Below are 13508 nucleotides of genomic sequence, written 5' to 3'. Positions count from 1 at the left end.
GAAGTCTTTAACGTATATGATACTATATCGAGAAGTCAAATTAATGTCAAAAACTTTAGCTTAGGAAACTCCACAAGTTGAAACTGGCAGATTTGCTGAGGCTCGATCGCACAATTAAGGTTATTGGCTTTGACGACGCTCCGTTTTCTCGGACAAGCGGCAGTTTGGTGTCGATCGCGGGCGTAGTCTGCGGGGGAACTCGATTTGAAGGAATGGTGTGGGGACAAGTCCTCCCAGACGGATTAGATGCCACGGATGCTATTTCTGGACTACTCCTCGGAAGCAAATTTCTGCCGCAATTGCATCTCGTTTTGCTAGACGGAATTGCTTTCGGCGGCTTCAATATTATTGACCTTCCCGAGTTAGCATCGCGGCTGCAAATTCCTTGCGTTGCTGTCATGCGCCGCCAACCAGATTTAGTTGCTGTTGAAAAAGCCCTCCGCCATTTACCAGATTTGGAATACCGTTTAGAATTGTTGCGCCGCGCAGGTAAAATTTACGCTTTTGAACCTTTCTTTTTTCAAGTTTGCGGCGAAAAAGCCGAAGTAATTGCGCTGGTGCTTCAGCGTTTGACAGACACTGGGAAAGTTCCTGAAGCTTTGCGTTTAGCTCATTTGATTGGTGCGGCGGTCATTACTGGAGTTAGCGGCAGTTCTGCTTGAAGAAGAGCGAATAGAACGGGCAAGATGCCCGTCCCACAAAGAGTAATTTTTTTTGTGAGGTTGGCATCCTGCCCGCCCATGAAAAGCTTATTGTAAATGATGTTATTTGATGAGTTTGTACCTACCTACTTACTTACACAATTTCGCCGTCTAATTCACCGAATTCGATTTGAGTTCCCAACGCCAAAGTTAAGGTACTTTCAGGTTCTACCATTTTTAGATCGCCTTGAATGTCTGTAGCCCACCAAGCGCGATCGCACAAATTTGTCAATCCTAACGAAAGCTCGTTTCTCGATCGAGAAGTGACTATAGCTACAAGACCGTTAGATGCTGCGGCTGTTAAACTCGGTATGTCAGAGGTCAATAGTTGAGTTCCCGCACTCAGAGGAATCACTCGACTGCCTAATTTCAGGGAAAATTGGCTGCTGGTAAAAGAATTTACTGCGGGCTGAGCTGATATAAAGGTAGACGGAATATTTGTTGGTGTTGGGGCTGGCAAGTCAGAGTTTCCTACTGTAATTGTACAGTTGCCGATTTTCTTTTGGTCGCCCGATCGCAAATAACTAACCGCTCCGCTATCCACATTCTCGCAAACAATTTGACCTGCTTCCAATTGAAACCGCATGGCCAAGGGCGAAACATTAGGAATGCAGATAATAGACAAATTTTCATCGCTACCAAAAGTCACCGGTTCGGAACCCAAAGTGAGAGTGCGATTTGCTCCGGTATCGTAACTAATTACCAGCCAAGCTTTGTTGAACAAAGTTTCGGCTACAACCAACATGATTCCAATCCAAAAACCGATCGCAGCACAGCCAGCTAAACGGCCCGCAGTACCGGATAAATTGTAAGCAAACAGAATAAACAAACAGCCGCCCAAAACTCCTCCAACACCGCCGCCTCCCGTGCCGCGAAGCGCTCCCAAATTAGGAATCCGCTGTGCAAGTCCAAGTCCTAACAAACTGCCAGCTATTCCCCAGCAAATTACTCGCAATAATTCGTTGTTGCCATCGCCAATCCCGCTGTAAATGCCTTCGGCGATCGCCCCAGAAATGGCTCCTGCTATTAAACCAAACAATCCGCCATTTTTTAAAGCCTGTTTAATTTGAGGCTTGCCTTTGATATAGTAATAATAGCCGAACATGATAGCAGCAGCAATGCCACCGCCTACCAGCCCAAACCATCGAGCTGTGGACAATACACTGTCAAAAACAGATTCCGAACCAGTGAGCCCCTGCATGAAAGGTTCGGTGATTAGATTGCCGGCGAAACCGCCGACAGCACCGCTAATGCCAAACTGTAAAGCTTTTTTAAGGGCTGATAGATTTCTTTTCACGGCGCACCACATTAAAAGTGAAAGTCAAATCTAGCTACAAGCTCGAAAGTCACAATTTCCGATGATCTGAATATCTTGCACGATGATCGAGAACAGGCTTTCCGGCCTGTGAAGCGAAGAGTGAGTTTTCTTGTGGGCCGTTGCTCTTCTAGCCCGCCCGTCCAAGACTCATTGAGAATTGTGCAAGATGTAAGACGATCGCACATCTCTCCCCTGTCTTGGGCCTGTCTCCCTTCCCTCTCAGGGAAAAGTCTTTGAGCGTTGCGCCGTCGCCCGCCACAAATCCCCCTTAACGATCTATCGCCTGTAGTCCTTGCTGCGAGAGAATTATAGCGAATTTTTAATCTGTGAAATTTTAACGCTGAACACCCTAATGAGGGCCCAAATATGAAAAGGAATGTTACAAACTATTACAGTAACACTCAGAATGTGAACATAATGCCTCAAAATACTTGCGAGAGGTAGTTGTGTCAGAGAAGCAATATCCTTACTAACTGCCCGACAGTCACTCGATCGCCACTTAGTGGCCTGCTGCAATCTCGATCAAAAATTAAAGATCGCATCAGTCATTTGTGGTATTCTAAGCGACAGGCTTAGTGCGGGCACTCACAAGCGCACCGGCGTGAAGAACCAGCGCCGTCAAACATCGAAGGTCGCCTCCCGCCCACAACTTTAACAGTTGCTGGCTGTGGAAAGTCCGAGCTTCCCTGTCAAAGCTCTTGCCTGAGCATGAAAGGTACGGGATGCAAGCGCCCGCCGTCGCTCGCTCAGCGCAGAGCAGTTCGTATAGCAAAATATCCAGCGGGTACACACAAGATGAGTATCGTCACCAAATCAATCGTCAACGCAGACGCCGAAGCTCGCTACTTGAGCCCAGGTGAATTAGATCGGATCAAAAGCTTTGTCACCTCTGGTGAACGCCGCGTCCGCATCGCCCAAATTTTGAGCGAATCCCGCGAACGCATCGTCAAGCAAGCAGGCGACCAACTTTTCCAAAAGCGCCCTGATGTTGTTTCTCCCGGCGGCAACGCTTACGGCGAAGAAATGACCGCAACTTGCTTGCGCGACTTGGATTACTACCTGCGTTTGATCACCTACGGAATCGTAGCTGGCGACATTACTCCGATCGAAGAAATCGGTATTGTCGGCGTCCGCGAAATGTACAAATCTCTCGGCACCCCGATTGAAGGCGTCGCCGAAGGCGTTCGCGCTATGAAAAATGCAGCGAGTTCGCTGCTGTCTGGAGAAGACGCTTCCGAAGCTTCCTCTTATTTCGACTACGTTATCGGTGCGATGCAGTAAGGAATTTCGATTTTAGATTGTCGATTTTAGATTGAAGAATTGGGCGTTACTGGTAACAAGCTAAAAGCTTTTGCAAATAACCAGCCTCTTAAAAATCTCAAATCCCAAATCCCAAATCCCAAATTCTAGCTCCAAAATTGGACTGACTCAGCCACTTTCAAGGAAACAAGACAACCATGCAAGACGCAATTACCGCCGTTATCAATTCCTCTGACGTTCAAGGTAAGTACCTCGACATCAGCGCTCTAGACAAGCTCAAGAACTACTTTGCTTCTGGTGAACTGCGCGTCCGCGCCGCTACCGCCATCAGCGCCAATGCAGCTACAATCGTCAAAGAAGCAGTTGCTAAGTCTCTGTTGTACTCTGACGTAACTCGTCCCGGTGGCAATATGTACACCACTCGTCGCTATGCAGCTTGCATCCGCGACTTGGACTACTACCTCCGCTACGCCACCTACGCCATGCTAGCTGGCGACCCTTCCATCCTCGACGAGCGCGTGCTCAACGGTTTGAAAGAAACCTACAACTCCTTGGGCGTGCCCATCGGTTCTACCGTACAAGCAATCCAAGCAATGAAAGAAGTCACCGCTGGTTTGGTCGGTTCTGACGCTGGTAAAGAAATGGGCGTCTATTTCGACTACATCTGCTCTGGCTTGAGCTAAGACTCAGGAAGAAGGAAGAAGGAAGAAGGAAGAAGGAAGAAGAAATAACATTTATTTCTTGCCTCTTTTAACTTTAGACTTGTTACCTTTGGCTTTGAAAAGAGGTCAGGGAAGTTGAGAGTGATTGCTAGACCGTCAAAGGCTTGTCGAGAAAGTCCGACGAGTTTTAACGAGCTAGTTTTGACTCGTAACTCCCTGCCTTCAATCTTTAAAAAATCCATCTAATAATCTGTAAACCTACTCAGGAGTTCGTTTCCCATGAGAATGTTTAAGGTGACTGCTTGCGTCCCAAGTCAAACCCGCATCCGCACTCAGCGCGAATTGCAAAATACCTATTTTACTAAGCTGGTTCCTTACGACAACTGGTTCCGGGAACAGCAAAGAATTATGAAAATGGGCGGCAGAATTATTAAAGTGCAACTGGCTACCGGTAAGCCCGGAGCTAATACAGGTCTACTTTAAGATCCGAAGCTGGATTAGTAGAGGGGTAAGAGGTCGATGGCGACCTCTTTTTTTGTAACTGCTCACCGGAACAGAGTTGGGGTATTGCAAATGATGGCGTTTGGCAAGTATTCACGCTCAATCTGATGGCTCTCTTTCATATGAGTTAACTTACTCTCCTAGCAATAAATTAAAGAACCATTTCGGTTAATTGCCCAGGATAAATATCAACAGCATCCTTGGTGGGATCATTATCAGAATTGGAAAAGTACGCTCAATAACTTAAGGTTGATAATTGGGCCTTATATTTTTTATTGTTTAATCAAACCTTCGCTAGAGGTGTTTGAGATTGCTGGATTGTGACGAGGATTGTGCAAATTAATCTATAATCTGAATGATTTTCGTACTCTTTTTCGTGATGGATTAGTTACGGATTTGGTTGTTGCTTAACTTTATACTACCCCCGAAGTGACAAAAGAGGGATTAGACATCTCCAACCATTCTTGTGGGGAGTAGGGGGTTAGGCATCCTGCCGGCCCAAGACGAGCTGTTCTGGAAATGTCGAATAACTAATAATTCACCAAAAAACTAAAGCCCTTTTCCGTTGTTGCGGGAAAAGAGCTTTAGTTTTTTATTAACCTGGCACTGAGCTATTTTACCGGGCAGTGACCCGCCGAGTATCTTCGCCATAGCAACGTTTAACAACCGAGTTCGGGATGGATCGGAGTGGTTCCATTACATCATAAGCACCAGGAAAGCTTTGAAAACTTTTAATCCTGTGTCTGCGTTCAGCTTAATGTTAAGCTTGATGCACTGCATCTCTTTCGCTCGACTTAATTACCTTATCAAGTTTTCCCCACTCTGTCAACCCCTTTGCCAAAAGTTTTTTAAAGGTAGCCCGAAACCGCTGGAATTATCGGGGTTTTAAGCAGGGTTTGCGAGTGTGGCCGATTGACCTTTAACTTACAAGTCCAAAAAAGCCACCTCGGTTCCCTGTTCTCTGCGAATCTTCCCGTCCTTCACAAACCACGCCACGACCTGCTTAACTGTTAATTGTTCGATCGGGCTCTGGGCTTCTGTCGCAATTTGCCTCAAAGGCCGCAAAGACGCCACCACCAAATTCGTAAAAAAGTTTTCAAAACTAGCATCAAGTTCGATCGACCCTTTAATACTCTCATCATTCTTAATCCAATCCATCACCTGCCCATTAGTCACCTCAGCCACCGGCAAACCAGTCTCCCCAGCAATTTGCTTGAGCACCCTCAAAGCATAAATTGCCACCCGCGCCGAAAACTTTTCCTTCGACGACAGCAGCGCCATATCAACTTCCGCACACTCTTCCGGCTTTAAAAAATCTGCTAGCGGTTCCATAGTTATTAGTTACTTGTTATTTGTTATTTGTTATTGGTAATCGGTAATTGGTAAAAACACCCATCCGTGTATCCGTGTCAAAATCCGTGTAGTGCTTTTGGTAATCGGTAAAAGCAAAAAATACCCATCTATGTATCCGTGTCAAAATCCGTGTAGTGCTGTCGGTAATTGGTAATTAGTAAAAACACCCATCCGTGTATCCGTGTCATGCCTTCCCTCATCCTTCTTCCTTCTTCCTTCTTCCTTCTTCCTTCCTTCTTGCAATCAAATAACCGCAGCGGTGTTCCCCATTAATAATCCAGTGAGTCCGCTCCACAGTACAGTCCGGCAAAACCGCTGCAAACATTTCCAACTCATTGCCACACACACTCGGAAAAGTTTCAGCAACATTAGAAATCGCGCAGTTGTGTTCCATCAACACAAATCGATCGCCCAAACCAGCGCGATCGCACATCCCAACCTCTACAGATTCTACAGGATAACACTCAGCCATATAACCTTCAGCCCTGCGGAGTTCCACCAACTTAGTCACCCGTTCTTGCAGCGAACCCGTACCCACTAACCGCCGGTAGTCCGTAGCCTTGCGCTGCCACTGTTTTCGCAGGATAGTAATTACTTGCTCGCGGCCGACCGTTTCCGCCAAAGTATCCAAGAAAGAGACTGCAAAATCACCGTAACGATTGGGGAATCGATCGCGCCCCAGACTGGTAAGCTCATAAATGTGCTGCGGCCGCCCCATCCCAGCCTGAACCGACTGATACTGAATCAGCCCCTCCGCTTCCAAATCCTTCAAGTGACGGCGAATCGCCTGCGGGCTGATATCCAAAGACTCCGCCAACTCAAGAGCCGTCCCCTGCCCCCCCTTGAGCAAATATTCCAGGATGTCTTGTTTCGTGGAAGTCTGCTGAGTAGTCTCCATCATCTTCACAAAAAATTATTAATTTGACTTTGACAATATCACTATTGTTAATGTAGCTTAAAATATAGTAAAGCAACAAAATTGTTGTTTAACCTCCCAGAGCAGTCCAGCAGAACTCGCTCAAGCCCAGACAGGCATTGCCCCGTCTGCCATCCAGAGAGCATTATCTAGAACACTGAACACGCAAAATAATGAGTTCTACCACAGTCAAAACCTTAGTCAACCAGCCCTACAAATACGGTTTCGTCACCGACATCGAGTCAGACACCATCCCCCGCGGCTTGAGCGAAGATGTAGTCCGCCTGATTTCCGCCAAGAAAAACGAACCGGAATTCATGCTGCAATTCCGCCTCAAAGCATATCGGCAGTGGTTGAAAATGACCGAGCCCACTTGGCCCCACGTCAACTATCCCGCGATCGACTACCAACAAATTATCTACTATTCCGCGCCTAAACAAAAGCCCAAAAAGCTCAACAGTTTGGACGAAGTTGATCCGACACTGCTAGAAACCTTCGAGAAACTCGGTATTCCCCTATCCGAACAAAGGCGGCTCGGAAATGTTGCCGTCGATGCCGTTTTCGACAGCGTTTCAATTGCCACAACATTTAGAGAAAAGTTAGCCAAAGATGGTGTTATTTTCTGTTCCATCTCAGAAGCCGTCAAAGATTATCCCGAACTAATAGAAAAATATCTCGGCAGCGTCGTACCAGTCGGCGATAACTTTTTCGCAGCCCTCAACTCCGCCGTATTCAGCGACGGTTCCTTTGTTTACATTCCCAAAGGCGTCAAATGCCCAATGGAATTGTCAACATATTTCCGCATCAACAACGGAGATTCCGGTCAGTTCGAGCGCACCCTAATTGTTGCAGAAGAAAACAGCTCAGTTTCTTACCTGGAAGGCTGCACCGCCCCCATGTTTGACACCAACCAACTGCACGCCGCCGTAGTGGAATTGGTAACAATGGACAATGCCGATATCAAATACTCCACAGTGCAAAACTGGTACGCCGGCGACGCCAATGGCAAAGGTGGCATTTACAACTTCGTGACCAAACGGGGTTTGTGTCAGGGAGTTAATTCTAAGATTTCTTGGACTCAGGTAGAAACCGGTTCCGCAATTACTTGGAAATATCCCAGTTGCGTGTTAGTCGGCGACAACTCAGTGGGCGAATTCTACTCGGTAGCGCTGACAAATAACCAACAGCAAGCTGACACCGGAACCAAAATGATCCACGTCGGTAAAAATACTCGCAGCACGATTATTTCTAAGGGAATTTCTGCGGGTAATTCATCCAACAGCTATCGCGGTTTGGTGAAAATGGGGCCTAATGCTAAAGGCTCTCGCAATTACTCTCAGTGCGATTCGATGCTGATTGGCGACAACGCTCAAGCGAATACTTTCCCTTACATTCAAGTGCAGAACCACACTGCTAAAGTGGAACACGAAGCTTCTACTTCTAAGATTGGGGAAGAGCAATTGTTCTTCTTCGCACAGCGGGGAATTTCCGCAGAAAATGCTATTTCGATGATGATTAGCGGTTTCTGTAAAGATGTTTTCAATCAGTTACCGATGGAATTTGCGGCGGAAGCTGATAAGCTGTTGAGTCTGAAGCTGGAAGGAAGTGTCGGATAATTTTCGCGGGCAAGAAACCCTTCCAGGTCGAGTCCATCGGTGACAACTTAAGCCCACCGTCCGCCAGGGAATAAATTCCACGGGGCTTATAGCTAAAGTTCTCTAAACAGGACTAATGAGTTTAAAAATTTTCTTCTCAGTCCTCCTAGCGAGGACTTTAGCTTTGAGACAGGGAATGAATTCCCTGGCGGACTATCGGTTTAACGTTAAATTGTCACCAATGCGTACAGCCTAGGAACGAGAAGAAAAAACAGTAAAGTGCATTGAGGAAAAGGAAAAAAATAGATGATTGTTGAAAATAGTCAAGTGGTGCTATCCGTCCGCGATTTAACTGCGAATGTGGAAGATACCCAAATCCTTAAGGGTTTGAATCTGGAAATTAAATCGGGTGAAATTCACGCGATTATGGGCCCGAACGGTTCGGGAAAAAGCACTTTATCCAAGATATTAGCAGGCCATCCTGCTTATACGGTAACGGGCGGAGAAGTTACTTTTTTGGGTCAAAATTTGCTGGAATTACCGCCAGAAGAACGTTCTTTGGCTGGCGTGTTCCTAGCGTTCCAATATCCGTTAGAAATTCCCGGCGTTAGCAATCTGGATTTCTTGCGCGTGGCTTACAATTCTCACCGCAAACATCGCGGCTTGGAAGAATTGGATGCTTTTGATTTCCAAGATTTAATCGAGGACAAGCTGGATATTGTCAAGATGAATGATTCTTTTTTAGGCCGCAGCGTAAATGAGGGTTTTTCGGGCGGCGAGAAAAAGCGAAATGAAATTTTGCAAATGGCGTTGTTGGAACCGAAGTTAGCTATTTTGGACGAGACTGATTCGGGTTTGGATATCGATGCTCTCAAGATTGTCGCCGGCGGTGTGAATCAGTTGTCAAATGCTGAAAATTCGATGTTGGTGATTACTCACTATCAGCGGTTGCTGAATTACATTATTCCTGATTTTATTCACGTCATGGAAGCCGGTAGAATTATCTTGACTGGCCCGAAAGAGTTGGCGCTGGAATTGGAAGAGCGCGGTTATGACTGGGTTGTGGAAGAGGAAGCAGCAGGAGTAGGCGCGCGATGATGAATACGCAAGTTGCTAGTAGGGAAATGTTTTTGGCTGATGTGGTGAATCAGTGCAGCAAGTTGGAGGCTGTTAATAGCAAAAGTGCGGCTTATGGGTTGCAGGATTTGCGGGATGCGGCGACGGAATACGTGCTTTCTTCGAGTTTTCCGACGGTGAGGGATGAAGAATGGCGCTTTACTGATTTGTCGCCGGTGTTGCAAATTCCTTTTCATATACCCCTGAGCAATCAGTCAAAAGTTAAGTTGACTGATATCATTATGCCTGTAAAAAATCGGGATGATTTACCATTAAGATTGGTATTTGTCAACGGTTTTTATGCGCCGGATTTGTCAACGGTGGAGTCGTCGGTTTTGCGGAATTTGCCGATCGACTTTTACGCAGGTAATCTATCTAATGTGCCCGAAAAATATCAAGGGCGCATCACCGATGTTTTGAGCAAGCACAGACAGCAAACTGAGGTGTTTACCGCGCTGAATACTGCGGGTTTGGCGGATTCTGCGGTGGTGTTCGTGCCGGCCAATATGTCGATCGACCTTCCAATTCACTTGCTGTTCCTGACAGCACCAGGTACATCTCCAACGATGTCCCAGCCGCACTGCTTAATCATAGCTGAGCCTGGAAGTAATGTCACGCTGGTTGAGGATTACGCAACTATCGGTAATGTCCCTGCATTTACGAATGCTGTAACGGATGTTGTTGTCGGCGAAAACGCCACTGTGAATCACGTTCGGCTGCAGCGGGAAGGTGGAGAGGTTGTTCATCTCGGCAAAAGTGCGATCGAACAATCTCGTAATAGCCGTTACACTTGCCATGCTATCAGCTTGGGAGGCAAAATATCGCGGCACAATTTAGAAGTATTTCAGCGCGGCGAAGCCACTGAAACAACTTTAAACGGCTTAAGCGTAGCCTTTGGGGAACAGTTGGCGGACACTCACAGTTTAATCGATTTTAATCACCCTCACGGTACAAGCCGCCAATTGCACAAGTGCATTGTCGGCAACAAAGCTCGCGCTGTATTTAACGGCAAAGTTTTCGTTCGCAAAGCCGCACAATTGACAGATGCCGGACAGTTGAGCCGGAATTTATTGCTGTCGCCGAGGGCCCGCGTAGATACCAAACCGCAGTTGGAAATTGTCGCCGACAACGTTAAATGTTCCCACGGTGCAACTGTCAGCCAGTTAGAAGATGATGAACTTTTCTACTTGCAAAGTCGCGGTTTGGATTTAGAAAGAAGTCGCTATTTACTAATCGATGCTTTTGCAGCAGAAATTCTCAATCTGTTGCCAATTGCAGGTGTGGCGAAAATGCTTTCTACCTGTGTGGCTATCCAAGAATAAAAGAATTAGCAACAGCGTCGAAGCCTGTTCCACAACAATAAATCTTATTGTGGGCAGTTGCTACTAGCCCGCCCAGAATCAGCAACAGCGTCGAAGCCTGTTCCACAAAAATAAATATTCTTGTGGGGTGGGCTTCTAGCCTGCCCAGAATCAGCAACAATACTAACTTCTGAAATTTATGACACTTATTCAAGAAAAAACACTTGCATCAAAAGTTCGCGGCGACTTCCCAATTTTGAATGAAAAAGTAAATGGCAAACCGCTCGTTTATTTAGACAATGCAGCTACTTCTCAAAAACCCCTAGCTGTGCTCAACGCCTGGCGTGATTACTACGGACAATACAATGCAAACGTCCACCGCGGCGCTCACACTCTCAGCGCCAAAGCGACTGATGCTTACGAAGGTGCGAGAGACAAAGTTGCGACGTTTGTAAATGCCGCGTCGCGGCAAGAAATTGTTTACACTCGCAACGCCACCGAAGCGATTAATTTGGTTGCTTATTCTTGGGGTTTGAGCAATCTGCAAGCTGGAGATGAAATTATCCTGTCGGTGATGGAACACCACAGCAATCTCGTTCCCTGGCAAATGATTGCTCAAAGAACCGGTGCGGTGCTGAAGTTTGTGGAGTTAACGGAAACTAACGAGTTTGATTTGGAACAGTTTAAAACCCTGATTTCCCATAAAACTAAGTTGGTGTCAACCGTTCACGTTTCTAATACTTTGGGCTGCATCAGTCCTGTAAAAGAAATCTGCGAAATTGCCCACAGTTTCGGCGCAAGAGTTTTAATTGATGCTTGCCAAAGCGTGCCGCACATGATAGTAGACGTGCAAGCAATAGATTGCGATTGGCTGGTTGCTTCCGGTCACAAAATGTGCGCTCCGACTGGCATCGGTTTTCTGTACGGTAAACTGGACTTGCTGAGAGAAATGCCTCCGTTTTTCGGCGGCGGCGAGATGATTGCTGACGTGTTTCTCGATTATTCCACCTATGCCGATTTGCCGCACAAATTTGAGGCGGGGACGCCGGCAATCGGAGAGGCGATCGCCCTTGGTGCAGCAGTCGATTATCTTAGTAAAATTGGCATGGATAAGATTCACGCTTGCGAAGCAGAATTGACTGCTTATATGTTCCAACAATTGCGGCAAATTCCAGAGATCAAAATTTACGGGCCGCAGCCAGACAGCAACGGCGAAGGTAGGGCAGCTTTGGCGGCATTTACTGCGGGAGAAATTCACTCTCAAGACTTGTCTACCATGTTAGATCAGGAGGGAGTCGCGATTCGTTCCGGGCATCACTGCACGCAAGCTTTGCACCGCTATTTGAACGTTTCATCTACAGCGCGGGCGAGTTTGTATTTTTACAATACTCGCGAGGAGATTGATGTGTTTGTCAAAGCGTTGAAAGAGACGATCGACTTTTTTGGTGGGATTATGGGATAAGTTTGTGGGGTGGGTATTTGCCCACCTTGTTAGAACATTGTTGGCCTTTGCCGAGCGCAATATATCGTGAAAATAGTTGAGTATTATAGTTTAATAATACCACCACTAAAAAACATGAATCAATATCCTATTATCCTCATGCCCGACCCTGTTATTCAAGCTAGGGATGCAGTTCCATTCACATGGAAATTTAGTGAACCAAAACCTTTACCTCCTAGTTATAAGCCCCAACCAATTGATGTACTTTTGTTTTTTTATAAATCTCTTCCATTAATTATTCCTTTTGCAACTATCGGTCTGATTGCCAGTAGAAATATTATCGTTAGTTTCTATATTTCTGTAGGTGGAATTTTGGTTACTGCCTTAAACTTTGGGCAACAACAAATGTATTATTTACGAACACTTAATCAATACAAGCAACAAATGTGCGATTATAAAGATTTGTTGGCAGAATGGCAAAAGCGTGAGATTCAGCATAAACGGCAGATAACAGAATCCCAAAAACCTGAAAAAATAAAACAGTATCGCTATCAGATAATTAAAGACATTCTCATAAAAACCGTCCCTCCTGATGGTAGAATTGTCAGTACAAAGTCTCAGTGGCTTGAAAGTAAGTTTTATAAAAACTTACAGCAATTATTTCAAGATAAAATTTATAACAATTTAATTATCCAAAAATCCCAGTCCTATCAACCTTACTGTATAGAAATTTCTTATTTTGATAAGTTAACAAATTTACGTATTGATATAACAATTGATAAACCTTATCACGATGAAAGCGGCGAGCCTAAAAATTACGAAGTGATTGTCCAAGAAAATCAGCGCCATCAACTATTTTTAGAAAAAGGATGGATAGTCATTAGATTTGCTGAGGAGCAAGTAGTCTGTTGGCCACAAAGCTGTTGTCGGGTAATAGCCGAAGTAATCAATCAAATAATAGGTACACCACTTCCCGATGAATTGACAATTGTAGAAACTTTACGACCTATCCAGCAATGGAATGAATTTGAAGCACGACAAATGGCACAGGATCGCTATCGAGATAATTATTTAATCTAGCGGTCGCCCTTTCTTCATCCGCGTTCATCCGCGTTTATCAGCCTGCATATGCGGTCAAAAAAAGAGCGTGAAGCGCAGCTATCCCGTGGAAAATCGCCCTTTTGATAGTATCTGGGTCTGTGGTAAAATAAAACTAGAGTTTTCTCAGCTCAAGGAGATTTTGAGATGATTGCCTTAGTGGTGCAGAAAACTCCTGAGATGCTTAAGGAGCCTAGAGAATCATAGTTAATGGAGAAAAGGGGCTTGCGCCGTGGTTCGATTGTT

General features: G+C 45.7%; 12 protein-coding genes and 1 rRNA gene. 9 read left to right on the top strand and 4 right to left on the bottom strand.

Features of this window, described 5'->3' with window-relative positions; genetic code table 11:
* Positions 1-77: 77 nt before the first annotated feature.
* Positions 78-662, top strand: a complete 585-nt coding sequence (locus tag E5S67_RS20005) for an endonuclease dU (protein WP_172190158.1) — start codon at positions 78-80, stop codon at positions 660-662.
* Positions 663-795: 133 nt separating this feature from the next.
* Here the strand turns inward: E5S67_RS20005 and E5S67_RS20000 are convergent, their stop codons facing one another.
* Positions 796-1998 carry an FHA domain-containing protein gene (locus E5S67_RS20000; RefSeq protein WP_172190157.1) on the bottom strand — a complete coding sequence of 401 codons (1203 nt, stop codon included), beginning with the start codon at positions 1996-1998 and terminating at the stop codon, positions 796-798.
* Positions 1999-2814: 816 nt separating this feature from the next.
* Here E5S67_RS20000 and apcA point away from each other — a divergent pair.
* The 3 genes from apcA to E5S67_RS19985 all read left to right on the top strand — a co-directional run bounded on the left by apcA (position 2815) and on the right by E5S67_RS19985 (position 4424).
* The gene (gene apcA / locus E5S67_RS19995) at positions 2815-3300 is read left to right on the top strand and encodes an allophycocyanin subunit alpha (protein ID WP_172190156.1); all 486 of its coding nucleotides are present in this window, start codon (positions 2815-2817) and stop codon (positions 3298-3300) included.
* Positions 3301-3476: 176 nt separating this feature from the next.
* Complete coding sequence (apcB, locus tag E5S67_RS19990; protein WP_006634930.1) at positions 3477-3962, top strand: allophycocyanin subunit beta; 486 nt, start codon at positions 3477-3479, stop codon at positions 3960-3962.
* A 258-nt stretch (positions 3963-4220) separates the two neighbouring features.
* The gene (locus E5S67_RS19985) at positions 4221-4424 is read left to right on the top strand and encodes a phycobilisome linker polypeptide (RefSeq protein ID WP_006634929.1); all 204 of its coding nucleotides are present in this window, start codon (positions 4221-4223) and stop codon (positions 4422-4424) included.
* A gap of 616 nt (positions 4425-5040) precedes the next feature.
* Here E5S67_RS19985 and rrf read toward each other — a convergent pair.
* The 3 genes from rrf to sufR form a co-directional block, all read right to left on the bottom strand.
* Positions 5041-5157 (bottom strand): 5S ribosomal RNA (gene rrf / locus E5S67_RS19980).
* A 209-nt stretch (positions 5158-5366) separates the two neighbouring features.
* The gene (locus E5S67_RS19975) at positions 5367-5774 is read right to left on the bottom strand and encodes a hypothetical protein (RefSeq protein ID WP_172190155.1); all 408 of its coding nucleotides are present in this window, start codon (positions 5772-5774) and stop codon (positions 5367-5369) included.
* A 217-nt stretch (positions 5775-5991) separates the two neighbouring features.
* The gene (sufR, locus tag E5S67_RS19970; RefSeq protein WP_216670602.1) at positions 5992-6696 is read right to left on the bottom strand and encodes an iron-sulfur cluster biosynthesis transcriptional regulator SufR; all 705 of its coding nucleotides are present in this window, start codon (positions 6694-6696) and stop codon (positions 5992-5994) included.
* 188 nt (positions 6697-6884) lie between these two features.
* Between sufR and sufB the strand changes: the two genes are divergently transcribed.
* From sufB to E5S67_RS19945, 5 genes are all read left to right on the top strand, one after another.
* Complete coding sequence (gene sufB, locus E5S67_RS19965) at positions 6885-8327, top strand: Fe-S cluster assembly protein SufB (RefSeq protein ID WP_172190154.1); 1443 nt, start codon at positions 6885-6887, stop codon at positions 8325-8327.
* A gap of 285 nt (positions 8328-8612) precedes the next feature.
* Positions 8613-9404, top strand: a complete 792-nt coding sequence (sufC, locus tag E5S67_RS19960; RefSeq protein WP_172190153.1) for a Fe-S cluster assembly ATPase SufC — start codon at positions 8613-8615, stop codon at positions 9402-9404.
* Entirely contained in the window at positions 9401-10744 is a 1344-nt protein-coding gene (sufD, locus tag E5S67_RS19955) for a Fe-S cluster assembly protein SufD (RefSeq protein ID WP_172190152.1), read from the top strand. Before sufC ends, sufD begins: the two co-directional genes overlap by 4 nt.
* 178 nt (positions 10745-10922) lie before the next feature.
* Positions 10923-12185 (top strand): SufS family cysteine desulfurase, encoded by a 1263-nt coding sequence (locus tag E5S67_RS19950; RefSeq protein WP_172190151.1) that lies wholly within the window; start codon positions 10923-10925, stop codon positions 12183-12185.
* A 114-nt stretch (positions 12186-12299) separates the two neighbouring features.
* On the top strand, positions 12300-13244 hold the full coding sequence (locus E5S67_RS19945) for a hypothetical protein (protein WP_216670601.1): 945 nt from the start codon (positions 12300-12302) through the stop codon (positions 13242-13244).
* Positions 13245-13508 lie beyond the last annotated feature (264 nt).

This window comes from Microcoleus asticus IPMA8, assembly GCF_013179805.1.
GTDB classification, from domain to species: Bacteria; Cyanobacteriota; Cyanobacteriia; order Cyanobacteriales; family Microcoleaceae; genus Microcoleus; species Microcoleus asticus.
This window is presented reverse-complemented; position numbering and strand designations above follow the sequence as displayed.